Source organism: Exiguobacterium sp. JMULE1 (genome assembly GCF_013337175.1).
In the GTDB taxonomy this organism is placed as follows: domain Bacteria; phylum Bacillota; class Bacilli; order Exiguobacteriales; family Exiguobacteriaceae; genus Exiguobacterium_A; species Exiguobacterium_A indicum.
Genome location: NZ_SGWC01000002.1, coordinates 2,808,493 through 2,830,000, shown reverse-complemented (window position 1 = coordinate 2,830,000; position 21,508 = coordinate 2,808,493). Strand labels below are relative to the sequence as shown.

General features: G+C 48.6%; 23 protein-coding genes, 3 tRNA genes and 2 rRNA genes (1 of these 28 cut by a window edge). 20 read left to right on the top strand and 8 right to left on the bottom strand.

Features of this window, described 5'->3' with window-relative positions:
• Positions 1-2,011: ribosomal RNA gene (locus EXW93_RS14855) — 23S ribosomal RNA — on the top strand (it extends 903 nt beyond the left edge of the window).
• Positions 2,012-2,057: 46 nt separating this feature from the next.
• Positions 2,058-2,173: ribosomal RNA gene (gene rrf / locus EXW93_RS14850) — 5S ribosomal RNA — on the top strand.
• Positions 2,174-2,297: 124 nt separating this feature from the next.
• Here the strand turns inward: rrf and EXW93_RS14845 are convergent.
• Positions 2,298-2,768, bottom strand: a complete 471-nt coding sequence (locus tag EXW93_RS14845) for an NUDIX hydrolase (RefSeq protein WP_174316699.1) — start codon at positions 2,766-2,768, stop codon at positions 2,298-2,300.
• Between the two features lie 129 nt (positions 2,769-2,897).
• On the opposite strand from EXW93_RS14845, the gene EXW93_RS14840 reads away from it, so the two are divergent.
• From EXW93_RS14840 to EXW93_RS14810, 7 genes are all read left to right on the top strand, one after another.
• Positions 2,898-2,974 (top strand) — tRNA-Met (locus tag EXW93_RS14840).
• Positions 2,975-3,008: 34 nt separating this feature from the next.
• Positions 3,009-3,085 (top strand) — tRNA-Met (locus EXW93_RS14835).
• A gap of 119 nt (positions 3,086-3,204) precedes the next feature.
• Positions 3,205-3,654 carry a tRNA (adenosine(37)-N6)-threonylcarbamoyltransferase complex ATPase subunit type 1 TsaE gene (gene tsaE, locus EXW93_RS14830; protein WP_149427972.1) on the top strand — a complete coding sequence of 150 codons (450 nt, stop codon included), beginning with the start codon at positions 3,205-3,207 and terminating at the stop codon, positions 3,652-3,654.
• Positions 3,651-4,304, top strand: coding sequence for a tRNA (adenosine(37)-N6)-threonylcarbamoyltransferase complex dimerization subunit type 1 TsaB (tsaB, locus tag EXW93_RS14825; RefSeq protein ID WP_174316698.1), 654 nt, complete (start codon positions 3,651-3,653; stop codon positions 4,302-4,304). Before tsaE ends, tsaB begins: the two co-directional genes overlap by 4 nt.
• Positions 4,297-4,752, top strand: a complete 456-nt coding sequence (rimI, locus tag EXW93_RS14820; RefSeq protein ID WP_071908837.1) for a ribosomal protein S18-alanine N-acetyltransferase — start codon at positions 4,297-4,299, stop codon at positions 4,750-4,752. The genes tsaB and rimI overlap by 8 nt, the downstream gene beginning before the upstream one ends.
• Complete coding sequence (gene tsaD, locus EXW93_RS14815) at positions 4,749-5,756, top strand: tRNA (adenosine(37)-N6)-threonylcarbamoyltransferase complex transferase subunit TsaD (RefSeq protein ID WP_174316697.1); 1,008 nt, start codon at positions 4,749-4,751, stop codon at positions 5,754-5,756. The genes rimI and tsaD overlap by 4 nt, the downstream gene beginning before the upstream one ends.
• 28 nt (positions 5,757-5,784) lie before the next feature.
• Positions 5,785-6,354 (top strand): hypothetical protein, encoded by a 570-nt coding sequence (locus EXW93_RS14810; RefSeq protein WP_055969420.1) that lies wholly within the window; start codon positions 5,785-5,787, stop codon positions 6,352-6,354.
• Positions 6,355-6,401: 47 nt separating this feature from the next.
• Here EXW93_RS14810 and EXW93_RS14805 read toward each other — a convergent pair whose 3' ends face one another.
• The 3 genes from EXW93_RS14805 to EXW93_RS14795 all read right to left on the bottom strand — a co-directional run bounded on the left by EXW93_RS14805 (position 6,402) and on the right by EXW93_RS14795 (position 8,011).
• Positions 6,402-7,061 carry a haloacid dehalogenase type II gene (locus EXW93_RS14805; protein WP_023469611.1) on the bottom strand — a complete coding sequence of 220 codons (660 nt, stop codon included), beginning with the start codon at positions 7,059-7,061 and terminating at the stop codon, positions 6,402-6,404.
• Positions 7,062-7,129: 68 nt separating this feature from the next.
• The gene (locus EXW93_RS14800) at positions 7,130-7,585 is read right to left on the bottom strand and encodes a flavodoxin (protein ID WP_174316696.1); all 456 of its coding nucleotides are present in this window, start codon (positions 7,583-7,585) and stop codon (positions 7,130-7,132) included.
• A gap of 105 nt (positions 7,586-7,690) precedes the next feature.
• On the bottom strand, positions 7,691-8,011 hold the full coding sequence (locus EXW93_RS14795; protein ID WP_023469609.1) for a winged helix-turn-helix transcriptional regulator: 321 nt from the start codon (positions 8,009-8,011) through the stop codon (positions 7,691-7,693).
• A gap of 183 nt (positions 8,012-8,194) precedes the next feature.
• Between EXW93_RS14795 and EXW93_RS14790 the strand changes: the two genes are divergently transcribed.
• Positions 8,195-8,593 (top strand): DoxX family protein, encoded by a 399-nt coding sequence (locus tag EXW93_RS14790; protein WP_023469608.1) that lies wholly within the window; start codon positions 8,195-8,197, stop codon positions 8,591-8,593.
• A gap of 19 nt (positions 8,594-8,612) precedes the next feature.
• Positions 8,613-9,206: a flavin reductase family protein gene (locus tag EXW93_RS14785; protein WP_174316695.1), complete on the top strand. Its 594-nt coding sequence runs from the start codon at positions 8,613-8,615 to the stop codon at positions 9,204-9,206.
• Positions 9,207-9,325: 119 nt separating this feature from the next.
• On the opposite strand, the gene EXW93_RS14780 is transcribed toward EXW93_RS14785, so the two are convergent.
• Together EXW93_RS14780 and EXW93_RS14775 are read right to left on the bottom strand one after the other, a co-directional pair.
• Entirely contained in the window at positions 9,326-9,748 is a 423-nt protein-coding gene (locus tag EXW93_RS14780; protein ID WP_023469606.1) for a hypothetical protein, read from the bottom strand.
• Positions 9,748-11,649, bottom strand: a complete 1,902-nt coding sequence (locus EXW93_RS14775) for an ATP-binding cassette domain-containing protein (protein ID WP_174316694.1) — start codon at positions 11,647-11,649, stop codon at positions 9,748-9,750. Before EXW93_RS14775 ends, EXW93_RS14780 begins: the two co-directional genes overlap by 1 nt.
• Before the next feature lie 167 nt (positions 11,650-11,816).
• Between EXW93_RS14775 and EXW93_RS14770 the strand changes: the two genes are divergently transcribed.
• The 9 genes from EXW93_RS14770 to EXW93_RS14730 all read left to right on the top strand — a co-directional run bounded on the left by EXW93_RS14770 (position 11,817) and on the right by EXW93_RS14730 (position 19,426).
• Positions 11,817-12,476 carry a redox-sensing transcriptional repressor Rex gene (locus EXW93_RS14770; protein ID WP_023469604.1) on the top strand — a complete coding sequence of 220 codons (660 nt, stop codon included), beginning with the start codon at positions 11,817-11,819 and terminating at the stop codon, positions 12,474-12,476.
• On the top strand, positions 12,476-12,676 hold the full coding sequence (locus EXW93_RS14765) for a twin-arginine translocase TatA/TatE family subunit (protein ID WP_023469603.1): 201 nt from the start codon (positions 12,476-12,478) through the stop codon (positions 12,674-12,676). The genes EXW93_RS14770 and EXW93_RS14765 overlap by 1 nt, the downstream gene beginning before the upstream one ends.
• A 7-nt stretch (positions 12,677-12,683) precedes the next feature.
• Positions 12,684-13,463 carry a twin-arginine translocase subunit TatC gene (tatC, locus tag EXW93_RS14760; RefSeq protein ID WP_023469602.1) on the top strand — a complete coding sequence of 260 codons (780 nt, stop codon included), beginning with the start codon at positions 12,684-12,686 and terminating at the stop codon, positions 13,461-13,463.
• Between the two features lie 104 nt (positions 13,464-13,567).
• Positions 13,568-13,643: transfer RNA gene (locus EXW93_RS14755), tRNA-Ala, on the top strand.
• Positions 13,644-13,864: 221 nt separating this feature from the next.
• The gene (locus EXW93_RS14750) at positions 13,865-17,611 is read left to right on the top strand and encodes a S8 family serine peptidase (RefSeq protein ID WP_174316693.1); all 3,747 of its coding nucleotides are present in this window, start codon (positions 13,865-13,867) and stop codon (positions 17,609-17,611) included.
• Positions 17,612-17,738: 127 nt separating this feature from the next.
• Complete coding sequence (locus EXW93_RS14745) at positions 17,739-17,897, top strand: hypothetical protein (RefSeq protein ID WP_014971497.1); 159 nt, start codon at positions 17,739-17,741, stop codon at positions 17,895-17,897.
• A gap of 119 nt (positions 17,898-18,016) precedes the next feature.
• On the top strand, positions 18,017-18,469 hold the full coding sequence (locus EXW93_RS14740; protein WP_023469600.1) for a hypothetical protein: 453 nt from the start codon (positions 18,017-18,019) through the stop codon (positions 18,467-18,469).
• A gap of 13 nt (positions 18,470-18,482) precedes the next feature.
• Entirely contained in the window at positions 18,483-18,992 is a 510-nt protein-coding gene (locus tag EXW93_RS14735; RefSeq protein ID WP_058264495.1) for a hypothetical protein, read from the top strand.
• A complete protein-coding gene (locus EXW93_RS14730; RefSeq protein WP_023469598.1) occupies positions 18,959-19,426 on the top strand; it encodes a hypothetical protein in 468 nt (155 codons plus the stop codon). The genes EXW93_RS14735 and EXW93_RS14730 overlap by 34 nt, the downstream gene beginning before the upstream one ends.
• 54 nt (positions 19,427-19,480) lie before the next feature.
• Here the strand turns inward: EXW93_RS14730 and EXW93_RS14725 are convergent, their stop codons facing one another.
• Both EXW93_RS14725 and EXW93_RS14720 read right to left on the bottom strand, forming a co-directional pair.
• The gene (locus tag EXW93_RS14725; RefSeq protein ID WP_254606221.1) at positions 19,481-20,488 is read right to left on the bottom strand and encodes a FecCD family ABC transporter permease; all 1,008 of its coding nucleotides are present in this window, start codon (positions 20,486-20,488) and stop codon (positions 19,481-19,483) included.
• On the bottom strand, positions 20,485-21,486 hold the full coding sequence (locus EXW93_RS14720) for a FecCD family ABC transporter permease (RefSeq protein WP_174316692.1): 1,002 nt from the start codon (positions 21,484-21,486) through the stop codon (positions 20,485-20,487). Before EXW93_RS14720 ends, EXW93_RS14725 begins: the two co-directional genes overlap by 4 nt.
• Positions 21,487-21,508: the final 22 nt, after the last annotated feature.

Below are 21,508 nucleotides of genomic sequence, written 5' to 3'. Positions count from 1 at the left end.
AGGTAGAGCACTGATTGGACTAGGGGCCCCCACAGGGTTACCGAATTCAGTTAAACTCCGAATGCCAGCAACTTATACTCGGGAGTCAGACTGCGAGTGATAAGATCCGTAGTCAAGAGGGAAACAGCCCAGACCGCCAGCTAAGGTCCCAAAGTGTATGTTAAGTGGAAAAGGATGTGGCGCTGCCTAGACAGCTAGGATGTTGGCTTAGAAGCAGCCACCATTCAAAGAGTGCGTAATAGCTCACTAGTCGAGTGGCGCCGCGCCGAAAATGTAACGGGGCTAAACATACCACCGAAGCTGCGGATTCCGTAAGGAATGGTAGGGGAGCGTTCCAAACCGCTGTGAAGCTGTACCGGAAGGAGCAGTGGAGCGTTTGGAAGTGAGAATGCCGGTGTGAGTAGCGAAAAGAGGGGTGAGAATCCCCTCCGTCGAAAGCCCAAGGTTTCCTGAGGAAGGCTCGTCCGCTCAGGGTTAGTCTGGACCTAAGCCGAGGCCGAAAGGCGTAGGCGATGGATAACAGGTTGATATTCCTGTACCGCCGATCCACCGTTTGAACAATGGGGGGACGCAGGAGGATAGTGACGCATGCGGATGGAAGTGCATGTGCAAGTTTCAAGACCGTCTGATTGGCAAATCCGTCAGGCACCAAAGTCAAGGAACGACGCGGAGTCCCGTAGGGACGTAGGTCACGATTTCACACTGCCAAGAAAAGCCTCTAGTGAGGGGGAAGGCGCCAGTACCGTAAACCGACACAGGTAGGCGAGATGAGAATTCTAAGACGCGCGGGATAACTCTCGTTAAGGAACTCGGCAAAATGGTCCCGTAACTTCGGGAGAAGGGACGCTCTACATGAGTAGAGCCGCAGTGAATAGGCCCAAACGACTGTTTAGCAAAAACACAGGTCTCTGCTAAATCGCAAGATGACGTATAGGGGCTGACGCCTGCCCGGTGCTGGAAGGTTAAGGGGATGGGTTAGCGCAAGCGAAGCTTTGAACCGAAGCCCCAGTAAACGGCGGCCGTAACTATAACGGTCCTAAGGTAGCGAAATTCCTTGTCGGGTAAGTTCCGACCCGCACGAAAGGCGTAACGATTTGGGCACTGTCTCAACGAGAGACCCGGTGAAATCATAGTACCTGTGAAGATGCAGGTTACCCGCGACAGGACGGAAAGACCCCATGGAGCTTTACTACAGCCTGATATTGAGGCTTTGTGCATGATGTACAGGATAGGCGGGAGACGTCGAGCCCGGAGCGCCAGCTTCGGAGGAGTCACCCTTGGGATACCGCCCTTCATGCATAGAGTCTCTAACTCGCAGCCGTGATCCGGCTGGAGGACCGTGTCAGGCGGGTAGTTTGACTGGGGCGGTCGCCTCCTAAACAGTAACGGAGGCGCCCAAAGGTTCCCTCAGAATGGTTGGAAATCATTCGTAGAGCGCAAAGGCAGAAGGGAGCTTGACTGCGAGACCTACAAGTCGAGCAGGGACGAAAGTCGGGCTTAGTGATCCGGTGGTTCCGCATGGAAGGGCCATCGCTCAACGGATAAAAGCTACCCTGGGGATAACAGGCTGATCTCCCCCAAGAGTCCACATCGACGGGGAGGTTTGGCACCTCGATGTCGGCTCATCGCATCCTGGGGCTGGAGTAGGTCCCAAGGGTTGGGCTGTTCGCCCATTAAAGCGGTACGCGAGCTGGGTTCAGAACGTCGTGAGACAGTTCGGTCCCTATCCGTCGTGGGCGCAGGAAATTTGAGGAGAGCTGTCCTTAGTACGAGAGGACCGGGATGGACGCACCGCTGGTGTACCAGTTGTTCCGCCAGGAGCATCGCTGGGTAGCTACGTGCGGACGGGATAAATGCTGAAAGCATCTAAGCATGAAGCCCCCTCCAAGATGAGATTTCCCTTTGAGTAATCAAGAAAGACCCCTCAGAGACGATGAGGTAGATAGGTCACGGGTGGAAGCATGGCGACATGTGGAGCTGAGTGATACTAATCGGTCGAGGCCTTGTTCTAGCAGATGCTTGTTGATGACTTCAGTTTTGAGGGCGCGAGCCCGTCGTCTGGTGACGATAGCCAAGTGGTCACACCCGTTCCCATGCCGAACACGGAAGTTAAGCACTTGAACGCCGAAAGTAGTTGGGGGCTTCCCCCTGTGAGGATAGGACGTTGCCAGGCACTTGACCGATCTGCAGATTGCAGATCGGTCTTTTTGTGTAGTCCTTTTAGATAAGAAAGAAATAAAAAAACTGACGAATGGACGTCAATCCGCCATCGAGTCAGTTTAAGCGAAGCATCTAGATTAAAAAGAAGGGGTTGTGCTAAGAAGACGAGGCGTGACTTGGCGTAAGAGCGCTGCAGCACGTGCTTCAAGAGGTGTTGGTAGTTGATTTAGGGAGAAATACTGTAAGTCGAGACTCTCTCCGTCCGTCATTTGTAAGGTACCCGATACGTCTTTTGCTTGAAAGAGATGGATCACGCTGTAGGTTTGATCGCCATTTGGATAACGGAAGAAGTGATCAGGACCCGAGAAGACGTCTAGCAGCTGAACGCTGCGTGCTTGAAGTCCGGTTTCTTCCTGCAACTCGCGCATCGCAACTTCTTCAAGTGTCTCACCTGGTTCCATCGACCCACCGGGGAGTCCCCAACTGTGTGTATCCGAACGATATTGAAATAGCAGTTCATGTTGTGAATTCATGACGAGTACGGTCGCACCCACGCTGATCAACGGTCGGTTGCCTACGATTTTTCGTAAATCTAATAAGTATCCCATCTGCTCACTCCTTTCCTATCAGTATAGAAGAATATTCATTATGACAGTTAGTAAAAAGAAATAAGGCAAAAAGACTTGCCAATTTAAAAGACGCATGTTATATTAATATCTGTCGAAACGTTATATCATCGCGGGGTGGAGCAGTCTGGTAGCTCGTTGGGCTCATAACCCAAAGGTCGTCGGTTCAAATCCGGCCCCCGCAACCAATTTTTAAATAATCAAATCCGAAACGTTTATCGTCGCGGGGTGGAGCAGTCTGGTAGCTCGTTGGGCTCATAACCCAAAGGTCGTCGGTTCAAATCCGGCCCCCGCAACCAATTTTAAACTTAACTTCAACTTTACTACGAAACGTTCAGCGTTTCGTATTTTTTTTTGCCTTTTTCGTTCGGTACAATAGAGAAGGACGAACAGTACGTATTAAAGGAGGAGACATCGTATGATAGAACTGGAAATGAACAGCTTGGAAGAAACGACTGCCTTGGCCCTTGAACTCGGACGACGTGCAGAAGCAGGGATGGTCATTACGCTTGATGGGGATTTAGGTGCTGGGAAAACGACCTTTACTCAAAGCTTTGCGAAAGGGTTAGGTGTGACGCGCCACGTCAACAGTCCCACCTTTACGATCATGAAAGTCTATTCGGGACGTCTTCCTCTTTATCATATGGATGTCTATCGCCTGGAAGGTTCCGGTGATGATATCGGACTTGAAGAATATTTGAATGGCGAAGGCGTCGCCGTCGTCGAGTGGTCTGAATTGATTGCAGATAGCCTTCCCCCTGAACGGTTGGCAATCACGATTACGCGAACGGGTGACGATAGCCGTCGTTTTGAGCTGACGCCGATCGGAGAACGATACATTACATTATGTGAGGGATTGAAATCATGAAAATCGTAGCTATTGATACATCGACGAAACAATTATCGGTCGCTCTTTCAGACGGGAAACAGATCGTAGCAGAAGCTTCTTATGTCACGTCTTTGAATCATGCGACGAAACTCATGCCGTTGCTTGAGCGCTTGATGGCGGAAGCAAAATGGACACCGGCTCAACTGACACGTGTCGTCGTTGCTGACGGTCCTGGTTCTTATACCGGATTACGGATTGGAGCGACAACTGCAAAGACACTCGCTTATACACTGGGCATCGAGCTTGTTGCCATCTCGACACTTGAACTGATGGCGGCTTCGACAGGTCATACGGGACGTGTCGTAGCAATTCAAGATGCGCGGCGTGGAGCAGGGTTTGTCGGACTGTACGACGCCGGGAAACGAATCGGTGAAGAACAGCATGTCGAGATCTCTTCTTTTGTGAAGACGTTACCGCCAGATACGCTCGTCACAGGAGACGTCGATGCGTTCGAAGAGATTCTTCAGCCCTTCGAAAAGGTGGCTCCTGCTTTCCGGACGCCACGTGCCGGCGTACTCGCTTTACTCGGTGCAACGCGTCAGACGGTCGAAGCGCATGCGTTTGAGCCACGTTACCTGCGCCTGGCTGAAGCAGAAGCGAAATGGATCGAGGCACAGCGTCATGAGTAAGGGCATTCGTCGCATGACCGTACAGGATGCTGCAGGTGTTCATGCGGTCGAACTCGAATCATTTGCGACACCGTGGACGCTAGATGCCTTCGAAGCGGAAATGACACAAAATCCGAATGCCTATTATGTCGTTGCCGATCAAGATGGTATCGTTGGGTTTGCTGGTCTGTGGCATATTGCGGATGAAGGACATATTACGAATATTGCCGTCAAGCAGTCGCATCGCGGACAAGGGCTCGGGGAAGACTTGCTAACGGCATTGATCGCCGTCGGTCGTGCGCTTGGTTTGCGGGCGATGACGCTTGAAGTACGTGTCTCGAACACACCAGCGCGGACTTTATATGAAAAACTCGGATTCCAGTATGTCGGTGTCCGAAAACGATATTATCAAGATAACAATGAAGATGCTGCCATCTACTGGCTGGAACTGGAGGGAGAAGACCTATGACACAACCATTGATTCTAGCAATCGAATCGAGTTGTGACGAAACGGCGGCTGCCGTCGTCCGTGGAGGAACTGACGTCTTATCGAACGTCGTCTCGTCTCAAATCGAAAGTCATAAACGTTTTGGTGGCGTCGTGCCTGAAGTGGCTTCACGGCATCACGTTGAACGGATCACATACGTCATCGATGATGCTTTGACGGAAGCAAACGTCACGATCGACGATATCGATGCGATCGCCGTCACGGAAGGACCTGGACTCGTTGGAGCACTACTCGTTGGTGTCAGCGCAGCGAAGGCACTCGCCTTTGCGCACAATAAACCATTAATTGGTGTTCATCATATCGCAGGTCATATCTATGCGAATCGTCTCGTGCAAGAGCTTGAGTTCCCGCTCGTCTGTTTGATTGCATCAGGTGGGCACACGGAACTGATCTACATGCCGGAAGACGGTGTATATGAAGTCATTGGTGAAACACGGGATGATGCCGCAGGGGAAGCATATGATAAAGTTGCTCGAACGTTGCAGTTACCGTATCCGGGTGGTCCACGGATCGATCAATTGGCACAGATTGGTCAGGATACGTTCCATTTTCCACGCGTCTGGCTTGAGAAGGACTCGTACGACTTTAGCTTCAGCGGTTTGAAGTCAGCGGTCATCAATGCCGTGCATAACGCTGAACAACGGGGAGAAACGATCATTCCGGAAGATTTAGCTGCAAGTTTCCAAGCGAGCGTCGTCGAGGTACTCGTGACAAAGGCGGTTCGTGCCGTGAAGGATAAAGGGGGATGTCAATTGCTACTTGCTGGTGGCGTCGCTGCTAACAAAGGATTACGCCAAGGTCTCGAAGCGGCGTGTGCGAAGGAAGGAATCGATCTCGTCATTCCGCCGATGCACCTGTGTGGAGACAATGCAGCGATGATCGGAGCGGCTGCAATTCATCCATATCGCGCGTTACGCTATTCGACACTTGCCATGAACGCAGAACCTGGGCTAGATTTAAAGTAAGGAATCCGAACAACTTGGGGGAAATGGAATGAAAAAAGTCATCATCGCATTGTTAGCGGTACTGGTCATCGTCGCGATCGGACTTCAGGTCCGAGAAATCGTCAACGCATACCAAGTCGCCTATAAGGAAGAACTCGTACCCGATAAAAAAGCGGTCGAGACGAATACGAAACAACGTCCACTTTACGAAATCGGACGAGCAGAAGGGGAAAAGACCCGGATTCAAAAGTTATATGCTTTTGATCAGACAATCAATGGTAAGCTCAGTAACGTCGTCATCGTCGATCGGAAGTATGGTTTAACGAACAAGGCGAGTGATGATTATTTCATGATTGCTTCCGGAACACCGGTGACGGATCAAGAAAAGAAGTCATTCGAACCAATGATTCAAAAGATGGATGCAGAACAAGTCCAAGCCGAGGTCATCTCAAAGCATGAGGTGACGGCTGTCGAGAACAATAAAAAACGGACGTTGACGTTATTTAAGGTCTTCTATAAGGATACGGATCAAAACGAATACCTCTTCTTCATCGAAAAAGAAGGCGGTCTGAAACTCGATCTATTTAAGAAGGGTTACTCACGTTTGTCTAATTACTAAATCCATGAAAACAGCGGATTCCTAAATAGGAGTCCGCTGTTGTTCGTTCATTGCCATTCAGTGATACCCGTCAAGTCATCATAGATACGATCGGGATCGAGATTCAATTCCTCGACCGGAAGTCCATTTCGATTGATCCATGCCGTTTTGAAGCCGAAACTCTTCGCCCCGGTGATGTCCCAACCGTTCGAGGACATGAAGAGGATCTCCTCGCGTTTTAGACCGAGCGTGTTTAAGGCATGCATATAGGATGCAGGTGCTGGCTTATACTGTTTGATATCATCGACACTGACGAGATGTTCGAACCGATCGGCTAAGCCTGACTGCTCAATGAGCGGATCGAGCATATCATGGGAACCATTCGAGAAGACGACCAGACGCTTGTCCGCCATCGTCTCGAGAACGGAGCTGACTTCAGGATATACATCAAGCGTCAGGTACGTCTCCATTAAGGTCGTGATTTGTTCCTCGGTCACATGGAGCTTCAGTTCGAGTAACGTATAGCGGAGAGCATCTTGTGTCACTTGGCTGAACGGCACATACTGTCCGTTCAATTGTCGGAGGAAAGAGTACTCCAGTTGTTTCTCCCGCCAGCGTTTGCTGATCGCTTCTCCGTGATCCGGATAAAGCGCTTCGGCTTGTTCTTTGACGGAATGGACATCGAATAATGTACCGTAGACGTCAAAGACGAGTGCTTGAATCGTCATAAAACATTCATCTCACTTTCATAGAGTCTGCTTTAACGATTCCCTTACAGTACGGATTCAAACGACACTCAAGAATGAACCTGTTGTAAAAAGCGATGAAACGTTTGCGCGAATGCACGACAAGCGGCTTGTTTCTCCGGGGTATTCGGATCAAACTCAATCTTCAAGCCATCCGTGACGAGGGTCGCCCCAGCTTCTTTTAATGCGTCTTCAATCAAATCAACGGCTGCGCAGTACTTCGGATAATCAAGATCCCCCGAACCAAAAGCAGCCGCCGGTATCCCGTCTAAGGATTGTTCCCTTAGCTCCTCAACGAAGTCTTCTGCTTCATACGGTAAATCACCGTCTCCCCATGTATATGAGCCGAGTAATAGACCATCAAAACGTGATAAGTCCTCCCCGACGAATTGATCTAGTTCCGTGATCGTCACGTCGACATCGTGTTGCTCGAGTTCATGTTGAATGAGCGAGACGATATCTTCCGTATTCCCAGACATGCTGACGAATCCAATCGCGATATGCATGCATCTTCCTCCTTTCACTGTACTTCTCTACTTTAATTGATAATGATTATCAATGTCAAAGGACATATAAAAAAGCACCTTCCGAAGAAGATGCTTTTCTATACATTAGTCTTGTAGTTCGGCCCATTCCTCAATGGAACGAATGACCGGTTCGAGTTGGCGCCCTTTGTCGGTCAAACTGTATTGAATCTTAATCGGACGATCGGGAATGACAGTCCGGATGACGATGCCTTCCGCTTCGAGCTCCTTCATACGTTCCGTGAGCATACGACCTGATAATTCGGGAATGGCATCTTGAATCTCATTGAAACGACATGTCTTCGTCAACAAGTGACGTAAGATCAGACCCGTCCATTTCTTACCTAAGATTTCAAAGGCATGTTCGACTTTGGGACAAAGAGCCGGTTGGATTGCGACTTCTTCCATCAGCACTCATCCTTTCTATAGTTGTAGTATACCCGCTTCTGCTAAAAAAATCGAATCATTTTACTTAATGTAACAAAAAGAACTAAAACAAATCTATTTACTTTTAGTAAGTGATAAGATATAGTCTGTTTATTGAGTTACTTAAAGTAACTAAAATACATTAGGTAAAAGGAGAAGAGAGCAATGATGGATACAGGACTTTTAATCATTCGTTTAATCATCGGCTTAACGTTCGCTGCACACGGGACACAAAAATTATTTGGTTGGTTCGGTGGACACGGAATCGCTGGAACAGGCGGTTGGTTCGAATCAATCGGCATGAAGCCAGGGAAGGCACTCGCGATTACAGCAGGTCTTGCTGAATTGATCGGCGGCTTGTTGTTTGCAGGAGGCGTATTCCTCTGGATCGCAGCGCTCCTCATCATCGGATCGATGCTTGTTGCGATCGTTAAAGTACACGGTGCGAATGGTTACTGGGTGACGCAGAACGGGTACGAATACAACATGGCATTGATCGTCATCGCGCTTGGTGTAGCGATGATCGGTGCTGGAGACTATTCACTCGCTGCACTCATCGGGTGAAGAAAAAGGTGGGTCATTCATGAAGTTTAAGGCATCAACGCTTAGTGCAAAAGACAATTATAAATTACTGATCGGAAGCATCATTCCGCGTCCGATTGCTTTCGTGACAACGCAAGGAGAAGACGGGACGGTCAACGCTGCACCGTTTTCCTTCTTTACGGTCGCTTCAAGCAGTCCGCCGCAACTGGTGATCGCCGTACAACGGACGGATCAGGGGCAGAAGGATACGGCACGTAACATCTTAGCGAAACAAAGTTATGTCATCCATATCGTCAGCGAAGAGATCGTCGACGCAGTCAATGAGACAGCAGCGCCACTTGCTTACGGTGAAAGTGAGCTTAAGCGGACGGACTTAACACTCGTCGATAGTGACGCAATCGAAGTACCCGGAATCGCGGAAGCGAAAATTCGCTTCGAGATGCGCTTGACGCAACACGTCGAGCTAGAAGGTGCCGATCTTCTAATCGGGGAAGTACTGCGCTATCACGTTGCAGATGAACTCGTCGAGTCGTTCCGAATTGACGCGGCAGGCTTGAAGGCTGTCGCTCGTTTAGCAGGGAATGATTATGCGACGATCGGGAAGACGTTTACGATTGCCCGACCGACGAAATGATCGAAGTGTGAATGCCTGACTCATCGTACGATTCATTTTGATTCAAACAAAAAGGAGTGGAGAGACCGGTCTAACTACCGGAATCTCCACTCCTTTTTTCATGTCGTTCATCTGATTCATCAAGGCTGAGGATCGATTTCGTTTGAAGAGGCTTCAAGACCATGACGTTTACTGTACTGATAGCCATCGAGCAAATAAAAGACGATTGCGAGTGCCCATATTCCGACGCAGCTGATCAAGAAAGCGCTGATTGGAGAGACACTACCGTAATACGATAAGATCAACGGATCATTGAGTTCGACGAATAGCTGTATCGTCAGGAGCGTACAGCATAATCCCGAGAGTAAACTGATGAAGAGCCCACTCCATGTCTGGATGACGAGACCGATCATGCAGGAAATCAAGAGGAACAAAGGAAGTGCAGCATTGAAGGCATCTGGACGAATAAAGACGGATACATAATCGGCATATAACGGTACGAAATAGAGAACACCGGATAGTAATCCTAAGATGAGATTGATGAAAAAGCTCTTCGTCCGCATCAGTGTTGGTTCTCCCATCGTTCCATTAATTCGAGCAAATCGACATCAATCTGATCACGTTCTGCCGAAAGTGCCGTTGCTTTCGGAATGTCATTGAAGACTTCCGGTTCGCAAAGCAACTGTTCGATCTCCGCTGAACGCTGTTCGAGCCGCTCAATGTCTTGTTCGAGTTGTTCGATTTGCTGACGGCGCTTGCGCTCTTCTTTCTGCGCTTCTTTATCGATCGTCTTCGACGCCGTGACCTTTGCAGCTTTTGCTTCCTCGGCTTCAAGACGCGCAATCTCTTCTTGCTCCGCCTTCTTCTCCGTGTAGTACGAATAATCACCGAGGTATTCCGTCACGCCGGCTTCACTCATCTCGATGACGCGGGTCGCGATTCGGTCGATGAAGTAACGGTCGTGAGAGACGAATAACAGCGTTCCTTCGTAGTCGACGAGCGCATTTTCAAGGACCATCTTCGAATCTAGATCTAAATGGTTCGTTGGCTCATCGAGGACGAGGACGTTCGTTTTCCGGAGTTTCAGTTTTGCAAGTGCGAGACGTCCGCGTTCGCCACCAGATAACTCATGGACGATCTTGAAGACATCGTCACCGCTAAACAAGAATTGCCCGAGGACAGACCGGACTTCTTGTTCACGCATCAGTGGCCATTCGTTCCAAATCTCATCGATGACGCGGTTCCGGTCATTGAGTTCTGCCTGCTCTTGATCGTAATATCCGATCGAGACGCCAGTTCCGAAACGGAAATCACCGAAGAGGGGGCGTAAGCGACCGACGAGGACTTTTAAGAGCGTCGACTTTCCGATGCCGTTCGGTCCGACGAGTGCCAGTGATTCACCGCGTTGCAAGCGGAACGTGATGTCTTTTGAGACAGCTTCTTCGTAACCGATCGCCAGTTGATTCACTTGAAGAACGTCGTTTCCGCTCTGTTTTTCAATCGGGAAGGACAGGACCGTGCTACGCTCATCCCCATCTGGTCGGTCGAGCCGGTCGACTTTCTCGAGTCGCTTCCGGACACTTTGGGCACGTTTTGTCGTCGTCGCCCGAGCGATGTTGCGTTGAATGAAGTCCTGCATCTTCGCGATCTCTTCTTGTTGCTGTTCGAACTGTTTCATTTCTTGATCGTACAATGCCGCTTTTTGTTCCAAGTACTTCGTGTAGTTACCGGTGAACTTACGGCAGACATTGCGTGACAGCTCATAGACGACATTGACGACTTGGTCAAGGAAGTACCGGTCGTGCGAGACGATCAGAACGGCACCACGATAACCGCCGAGGTAACTTTCGAGCCAAGCGAGCGTATCGATATCGAGGTGGTTGGTTGGCTCATCGAGAATGAGGAGCTCTGGTGCTTGCAGGAGCATCTTCGCTAAGGCGAGACGTGTCCGTTGACCACCGGATAACGTTTGGATCCGGCGCGAATAATCGTCCGGATAAAAGCGCATGCCGTGCAGGACGGAGCGGATATTCGCTTCGAACTGATAACCACCCGCTTCTGAGAAGTCGTGTTGCGCTTGATCGTACGTCTTTAGGAGACGATCGTAAGCGATCGGGTCGTTCAAGATATGCTCCATACCCATTTCGATTTCCATCCGACGCAGTGTTCGTTCTTGTTCCTGCAAATGTTCAAAGACGGTCAGCATCTCGTTCCAGATCGTCTCGTTCGATTCAAGACCACTGTCCTGCGCGAGATAACCGATTTTGACATCCTTACCTTTCATGATGTCACCCGAGTCATGACTGAGTTCGCCAGCAATGATTTTGAGCAATGTCGATTTACCAGCACCATTTCGTCCGACGAGCGCAATCCGGTCGCGCTCTTGTACTTCCAATTTGATATTTTCTAAAATCGGCTCAACGCCGAATGATTTCGAGAGTTGGTTGACTTGTAAGAGTATCATTTCCATCCATCCTTCCACCCTTTAGTCTATCACGAACAAAAGCGCGAGGTCCTGCGGAATATATTATTTGTGACTCTATGTGAAGTGGTTTACAATCAAGGAGAGTAGAAAGCTTTTTGCAAAGATTTGGGTGCCACGATGGATGTGGCCGAAGGGGGAACTGCAGGATGAATGGACCAGACACAAAAATTCCACAAGCGACAGCAAAACGGTTGCCGCTATATTATCGCTTCATCCAAAGTTTATACAATTCAGGCAAGCTCCGCGTCTCTTCTGCTGAGTTAAGCGAGGCGGTGAAGGTTGATTCAGCAACGATTCGTCGCGATTTTTCCTACTTTGGGGCATTAGGGAAGAAGGGGTATGGATATAACGTTCAACATCTCTTAACGTTTTTCCGCAAAACCTTGAATCAAGATGAGGTGACGAATGTTGCCTTAATCGGGGTCGGTCATCTCGGAACAGCGTTTGCAAATTATAACTTTTTAAAGAATAATAGTACTCGGATAGTCGTTGCGTTTGATGCGGACGAAGAGAAGGTCGGAACAACGACGCATGACGTTCCAATCTATCATGTTTCGGACATGAAAGAACAAATCGAAGCGAATCAGGTCGATGTTGCCATCTTGACGGTTCCATCCCAGTTCGCGCAGTCAGTAGCGGATGAGTTAGTCGAGTATGGTGTGACTGGCATCCTGAACTTTACGCCCGCGCGGTTGAACGTGCCAGCGAGCGTCCGGGTCCATCACATCGATTTATCGATCGAGTTGCAGTCGTTAGTTTATTTCATGAAGCATTATTCGCAATCAGCTGAAGGAGTGAAATCATAATGGAAAACCTTATCCCGTCAACTATAGCATTCATCGGACCAGGTAGTTTAGCACTAATCGGTGTCGTCGCATTAATCATCTTCGGACCGAAGAAATTACCTGAACTTGGTCGTGCTGCGGGTCAGACATTGAAAGAGTTCAAGAGCGCAACGAACGGTATCATGGACGACGATAAAAAGGATGAACCGAAAGAGAAGTGATTGAATCATGGCGATTGATCAAGAACAAAGCGTGACGTCGCATCTGGACGAACTGCGTAAACGGATCGTCTGGTCGCTTATCATCGTCGTCGTCCTGTTCGCTGTTGCATTTCCGCTCGTCCGACCGCTCGTTCGCTTCTTGCAAGCGGACTTAAAAGAGCTCGGTATCGGTTTGAATGCCTTCAACGTCGCAGATCCTTTAATGTTGTATTTGAATCTTGCGTTCATCATCGCAATCGTGCTGGCATCGCCGTTCTGGATGTATCAACTGTGGGCATTCGTCCGCCCTGGTCTGTATGATAAGGAGCAAAAAGCGACATTGACGTATATTCCGGTCATCTTCTTTCTATTTTTGGCTGGTGTAGCCTTCTCATACTTTTGGTTGTTACCTTTCTTATTAAAAGTTTCGACTGAATTAGGGAAGGAACTCGGAATCGAACAAGTCATCGGAGTCGAGAACTACTTCAGTTTTTTAATCCGATTAACGATTCCGTTCGGTCTTCTTTTCCAATTGCCGGTCGTGACGATGTTTCTGACACGTCTTGGTCTCGTGACGCCAATTTTCATGCGAAAGAATCGGAAATATGCGTACTTTGCGCTGTTCGTCGTTGCGGCATTGATCGCACCGCCGGACGTGACGTCACACTTGATGATCTCGGTCCCATTGTTCGTTCTCTATGAGATCAGCATCTTGATTTCTGCGCGGACGTACAAAAAGGTCTTGATCCTCGAGCAACAGGCAGAGCTTGAACGACAGGCGGATTTGATGCGTGAATTGAATAAATGAATCGTGGATTCCTTCTAATGATTTTGGAAGGAATTCTTTTTTATGAAAGCGTTATTTTTATATTGATAAAGCAGTTAGCGATGCGTATACTAAAGTTAATTCATGGGGGCTTAGCTCAGCTGGGAGAGCGTTTGGCTGGCAGCCAAAAGGTCGTCGGTTCGATCCCGATAGTCTCCACCATATTCATACACTTCAAACTCTTGAGGATTCAAGAGTTTTTTTGTTTTTCTTAAAATATGGAAATGAGATATAAAGTGTCAATAAAAACAAATAATTATATAAAACAGACAGAACCGAATTGTTTATTTCCATCTATTTCATTAAACTAAATATACAGAATTTTCGTTTAACTGTTTTGTTGGTAACATCATTATGGTTTTTTAGAAAAGGGGAAAAGAAGCATGAAGAAGGAAATCGCACTCTTGGCAGCTGTCTTAATGACATCTTCCAACTTGGTTAGTGCTCAAGGAGCACTGTCCTCGCAAGATAAGGCAAGCGGTCAAAAGCCGCATGCCCTCTCACTTAAGAAAACAGGACAGGAGAAGGTGTATAAGCAGTCTGACAAGGTCCGTGTCGTCATCGAGATGGAGCAGAAGCCGGCGATTCAAATCGCGCAGGCACAAAACAAGCGGTATAGCACATTGAGCAATGCCGAAAAAGAGTCGATTAAGGATCGCCTCGTCAGCGTCCAAAAATCAGTCAAGTCAGCGATCGCTAAAAAATCGATTCCCGTTACATATAAGGAAAGCTTCACGACCGTCATCAACGGATTCAGTGGTGAAGTCAAGTTCGGCGACATCGAAGACATCAAACAACTCGCCGGAGTCAAGAGCGTACATATCGCCCATGAATACGCGCGACCGAAAGCCGATAAAGGCGCAAAACCAGACATGTTGTATAGCAAAGATATGGTTAATGCAAAAGAAACATGGCAGGATTATGGCTTCAAAGGGGAAGGGACAATCGTAGCGGTCATCGATACGGGGATTGATCCATCGCATAAAGATATGGTGTTGAGCCCGGAGACGAAGATCGATTTGACTTCTTCGAAGGTTGAGAGTGCTAAAGAAACAAAAGGACTAAAAGGGAAGTATTTTACGGAAAAAGTCCCATACGGCTATAACTACGCTGATCACGATAGCGAAATCCGTGATTTAGGTGCAGGTGCATCGATGCACGGAATGCACGTAGCGGGTACGGTCGGTGCCAATGGAGACGAAGCAAATGGCGGGATCAAAGGAGTCGCACCGGAAACACAACTCCTCGCGATGAAAGTATTCGGAAATGATCCAGGCATGCCATCGACATTCAGTGATATCTATATCAAAGCGATCGATGATGCGATTGCTCTCGGTGCGGATGTCATCAACATGAGTCTTGGTTCGACGGCATCGTTCGTCAATGCGGATGATCCGGAACAACGCGCAATCGTCAACGCGATGAACAACGGGATTCTATGCGCGATCTCTGCCGGGAACTCGGCATTCATAAGTCATGGTGCAGGTAATCCGTATACAGCGAATCCTGACATCGGTGTCGTAGGATCTCCGGGTCTGATCAGCCAAGCACTTCAAGTCGCATCGCTAGAGAATACGAAATTGACGCTTGAAGGCATGGCACTGACGATCGACGGACAGGATGCTGGTTACTTGGCGTACCAAAAGCAGGACTCGCCGAATCCGATCACAGTCTTCGGTAAAGAGAAAAAGGACGTCATCTATGTTGGTGATGGTCAAGCGTCGAATTACGAAGGAAAAGATGTTAAAGGCAAAGTCGTCTTTGTCGTACGAACAGGCGATTTTAACTATGCGAAAATTCAAGGGGAAGCCGAAAAACAAGGAGCAGTCGGTGTCGTCGTTCGTGGACGAATTGATCATGGGGATTACGTCAGCATGGCACTCAACAATCCGACGATTCCGATGGTGACGCTCAGTATCGCGGATGGGAACGATCTTGAAGCAAAAGCAAAAGCAGGAAAAGCGATTACTGTGACGTTCGACGGAAAGCCGGTTTCAATAGACAATCCAGTAGCGGGAGAAATGGCAGAATCATCGTCATGGGGTGTTACACCGAATCTTGATTTCAAGCCGGAAATCACGGCGCCAGGTGGAAAAATTTATTCGACGCTCAATGATAACGAGTACGGCGTCATGAGTGGTACTTCGATGGCGGCACCGCACGTCGCAGGAGGAACAGCACTCGTCATGCAACGGATTGCAAAAGACTTTAAGGTCAATGGCGCGACACGCGTGAAATTAGCGAAGAATATTCTCATGAACACGTCACGTCCACAGCTTGATAAAGGACAGTATAATGCTGAAGCAAAAACAGGTAGTTTCTATTCGCCACGTCGCGAAGGTGCTGGTTTAATGGATCTTCATGCTGCGATGAAAACACCAGTCGTCGTCACGGAAACGAAATCAGGTGAAGGAAAGGCTGCACTCAAAGAAGTCGGTGAGAAATTCACGTTTACGCTTGATTTGAAAAACTACAGTAGCGAAAAAGTGACGTATCAATTAGCCGGTACGGTTCAATCAGATCTCGGTGCAGAAGGAACGAACTTCCTTGAAGCTAACAATATCTACAAGAAGAATTCAGTAGATGTGGTTGATCCGAATAAAGGGACATTCCCGATTGCATTCGCAGTCGGTTCGAAGAAAGCAAGCACGGTCTCCATCAATCCGAAAAGCTCGACGAAAGTTAGTGTCTCTGTCGATCTGAAAGATACAGTTGATTGGGCGAACGGTCTTCCACTTGAGCAAGTCTTTGAAAATGGCTACTTCGTTGAAGGTTTCGTTCGTTTGATCGATACGAAGAACAACAATCCAGAATTGACGGTGCCATACGTCGGATTCAATGGGAAATGGGATCAGGCACCAATCGTCGATGCACCGCGTTATGACGAAGAGAAGACATTCTACGGATTAACCGGGCTAGCGACAGAAGTAAAAGATGATTTCGAGTTCCTTGGAACGAATACAGCAGGGAAAATCGTTGAAAATAAGGTTGCGTTCTCACCGAACAATGATGGTAGTGTGGATGAAGCGTTCCCAGTGCTCTCGTTCCTGCGTAACGCAAGAAAAGTCGAGTATTCGATTCTTGACCGTAATAAAGCAACGCTCCGTAAATTAGATCTACAAACAGACGTCGTGAAGAACTATTATGATAGCGGCAAGGGAGATAAATTCACACCAGTCACAAGTGCGGCTTGGGATGGAACAGTCAATGGAAAACAAGTAAAAGACGGTCTTTACTATTACCAAGTCAAATCAGTCATCGATTATCCGAATGCGAAGTGGCAGTCGAATCTCTTCCCAGTCTATATCGATACGAAAAAACCAGCAGCAACGGTTCAATGGGATACTGCAAAAGAAACACTTTCTTGGACAGCAGGCGATCAAGGAACAGGTGTAGCGTCGTATGACATTCTCGTCGATGGAACAAGTGTCCTCAAACAGCCGCTTGCGCCGACAGAAAAAGCACATGAACTCAAAGGTCTCTCGAAGTCAGCGAAGATTGATTTCGTTGTCAAGGATTATGCAGGAAATACAGTGACGAAATCGGTGAACACGACAGGCATCGACAAGGCGGTACCAACCGTCCAAATCGATACACCGGTCGCACTCGGTCTGTCGACATCTAAAGTGGTTACTATCGCGGGTCACGTATCCGATGAGTCAGGGATCAAATCATTCAAAATTAACGGAAAAGCCGTCCAGCTTCGTTTTGATGCAGCAAAACAGCAGTATGTGTTCAGCCATGATGTGACATATACGAAAGATGGCGTCAAATCGTTTAAAGTCGAAGCTTATGATGGAAAAGGAAATCGCTTGGTATTTAGTCGTCAAGTCATTCTAGATTCGACATTGCCGACTTTAAAAGTGACAGCACCAAAAACAGTATCAGCAAAAATAAAGACAGCATCTCTTAAAATCGTTCTTCAAGATAATTATGATGAGATTCGTTTTGATATGAATGATAATGCCGTATACCGTCATACCTTCAAGGAACCATACCAAATGAGAGCCTTCAAAAAGACAATCACGAAAAAAGTGACGCTCAAGAAGGGGAAAAACACGTACAACTTGAAACTGAAGGATATCGGTGGACACGTTGTTACGAAAACAGTTGTCATCACGAAAAAATAAGTAACTACAGATAAAGTCAGGCGGGTATCCGTCTGACTTTTCTTGCGTGCTGAAGCGCCTTGAAGGGTTTATGAGGCGAGAAGAGGGGGAATTTTAAGAACAGAAACAAGTCAGAGGGGGAACAACCATGAATCCGTTCACGACATTAATCGCCTTCATCGTAGGGTGTCTCGTCTTATATCTCGGTATCCGCGACAAAAACGGCTGGCTGATCGGTGTCGCGATGATACCGCTCGCGATCGTTGCCTATAGCGTCATCTATCTGATCATTCAGGTCAGTGCGTAGTCTTCATGGAAAACGTCTTACCCTAAGCGGTAGGACGTCTTTTTTTTCAAAAATCGTACTACAGATGAAACCGATCGAGTAAAATGTAAGTATATGACAGTATAGAAAGGTGGATGATCATGGAACACGTACATACACAAACAGATGCTTTAGCGGCGCTGTACGAAGAGATGCATCAGAAGACGAAGACCGGCATGTGGGTCATGCTTGCGGCATTCTTAGCGCTCAGTAACACACTCGAGAAACCAATCTACGCGATGATCGTCCCGTTATTGTATTTTGGCTATGACATGTTGCTACAACGGAAGCGGTTCGCGCTTGTCGCGGAATACACATCAAAGGATTCAGCAAGACGGCTCTATCAGGTACATGTCCTGATCGGCATCTTACAGTACGGAGCACTCGCCGGTCTGATCGTTTGGGCGGTCGATCGACCGAACACGTACTTCTTGATCGGTCTCGTCATCGTCGTCATTCCGTTCTACTGGCTCTGTCGAAAGACGTTAGAGTTCATCTCACGAAAGATTGATCCAACGTATATCACGGAAAAAGAAATTCACAAAGCGCGCTAAAGGAGACGATGTCATGCAAACAGCTCGTGAAGAACGTCTACAAAAACTTGCGCTCGCGTACCGAGACGTCGAGTGGCTCGGCACACGCTGGTATTGGAACATGTTTCTATTCATAACAGTCGGTATCTTAATTGAATGGACGGATCTCCCGATGTTGATTTTGGCGATTCCAGCCGTTTTTCTCGCCTCCGATTTTCGCTATCAATTAAAAAAACAAAAAATTTTAGACGGCTATATCTCAAAAGCACAAGTCCGTCGGCAATTTTTACTACGTGTCGGTAGTCACGTCCTGCTGTACGCTGTCTTGACGATCGTCATCATCCAGACGATCGAGGAACCGTTCTGGAAGATGCTGGTGGCCATTTTTGCGATTTTAACACCGCTCTACTTCATCAGCGAATGGATCATCCGACGTGACGGAGCGCGTGACCCGGATTATATCAGTGACGGAGAAGTAGCCCGCTTCGTCAAACAGAAAGGAACATCGAAATGGAACACCTATTCGAGCGACAAGCACGTCTGAATGTAATGAAACGTCCAGTGCATGTCGTCACCTATTTCTTTTCGATTCCTGGATTGATTGTCGCCATACTTGCTTGGTTTTTACCAGCGGTTGAATCCGTCTTTGGACAAACCTTGTTTTTCTGTCTTTGTGGAATTGGAGTCGCTCGAGAAATCGTCCGGCTACGACTCATGAAGTCCTATTTAACGCAAGGTATCTATCAACAGACTGTTCAGAAGGTTGCTCACCTGACGATCATAGGATATGTCGTGGCGTGGCTAATCGCTTTCGTCATGCTGTCGATTCCAAATGCTCCCGGTTATTTATTCGTTCTCTTACTTGTCTGGAGCGGCGGAGTCGGTCTTGGTGTCACTCGAATGAATCGATTGGCTAAACAAATCGATCCTGCGTACGTCTCGATGGGAGAAATTGAACGTGCGTGGTGGAAACGGTAAAGCAAAAAAATCCGTATCAATCAGTGAAAGACGCTGATTGATACGGATTTTTGATTATTTCTTCAACAGTAGATAGATGAAGTATGGTGCTCCAATCAAGGCGACGACGATCCCAGCCGGTACACCGTCTGGTCCCGCGATATTGCGTCCAATCGTATCAGCGAACGCAAGCAACCAGCCGCCGAGTAAAAGGGCAATCGGTAGGAAGAACTGATGGCGTGGTCCAACGAGCGCACGAGCGATATGTGGCGCCATCAGACCGATGAAGGAAATCCCACCCGTGACGGAGACGGCAGCAGCAGCGAGCGCGACGGCTGTCAACAAGAGTTGGATCCGTTCTTTTTCAATCGCGACGCCAACACCAATCGCGACCGGTTCATTCAAGGCAAGTAGATTGAGCTTATTCGCCTTATAGAACGTGAGCGGAATCAAGACGAGTAACCACGGTAACAGCGAGTAGACGAAGATCCAGTCCGTTCCCCAGATGTTACCGGCGAGCCACTTGGCGATGAAGTCGACCTTTTCACGACGCGTCGACGAAATCAGGATGATCATGATTCCAGACAGTGCCATCGAGAAGCCGACACCCGTTAAGATCAAGCGGATCGGTTGGAGTCCTTGTACACGGTCGTACGAGAACAGGTAGATCGCTGTCGCGGTGACGAGTGCACCGAAGAAGGCAGCGATCGGTAACAGATAGATGAATGACCCGACATCGGTCGGGAAGTACAGGAAGAACAAGGCGACGGCGACGCCAGCTCCCGTATTGATGCCGATGATACCAGGATCAGCGAGTTCATTGCGGGTGATCCCTTGTAAGATGGCACCCGATAAGGCAAGCGCCATTCCTGCCATGACGGTGATGAGCAGTCGGGGCAAGCGGAGCGAATAGAGGACGAACTCCTCTTTGAACGAACCGTTTCCAAGTAACGTCGGCAGTAAACGATCATACGAAAGGGAAGCAGGTCCAAGACCGATGCTGACGACGAGTGTTGCGATCAATAGTGCCAGTAACGTCCAAAACGTCAGTTGCTGGCGACGGCGTAAACGAGATTCCATCATGAGAAAGCACGCCCTCCTTTCCGAACGATTAAGAGGAAGAATGGTAGCCCGAGCATCGAAACGATCGCGATGACCGGCGTCTCATAGGGTGCGTATAGTGTCCGTCCAATCGTATCAGCAAGCAACATGAACGTCGCACCAAAGATCGCGGTCATCGGCAGGATGAACCGATAGTCCGTCCCGACGATCGCGCGGACGATATGCGGAATCATCAGCCCGATGAATGCCATGTTACCGACGAGGGCTACGGCAGCACCGGCAAGCAGGATGACGACGACGTAGAGGACCGCTTTGATCCGCTGGATGTTCTGTCCGAGTCCGAGCGCGACTTCTTCCGAAAGACTGAGGATTGTCAATTGTCGTGAGAAAATGAACGCAATCAAAATTCCAATTGCGATGACTGGCGCAATGACTTGCAGTTGTCCCCAGGTCGCCCCGACGAGTCCACCGGACGTCCATTGTGAGACATCTTGGGCAATCTTGAAGTAAATCCCGATGCCTTCTGCAATCGCATACAGAAACGCTGAGATCGCAGAACCAGCAAGGACGATCCGGAGCGGGGAGAAGCCGCCTTTTTTCGAAGCGCCGATTCCAAAGACAAGTGCTGCCCCGAGTGCTGCTCCGACGAAACACGCGATCATGATCCCGAAGTAGTCAATTTTCGGGAACAGGACGATGACGAGCGCCAGTGCCGCATTCGCACCTGCTGTCAGACCGAGCAGACCAGGATCTGCGAGGGGATTGCGTGTCATTGCTTGCATGATGGCACCTGAGACACCGAGTGCCGCACCGACGAGGATTGCTGCCAGTTCCCGTGGCAAGCGGATTTCCTGGACGATTTTTGCTTTTTCATTCAACGGTCCGAACGTCAAAGCGTTCCAGACTTCGCGCGTCGTCGTATCGGCGGCACCGAACGTCATCGCGATCCAGAACATCCCGAAAAAGAGGACGAGACCGAGTGTGATTTTAATGCCGAACGGAATTCGACCAGCTGACATGAATGTCGCCTCCATTTCTGAT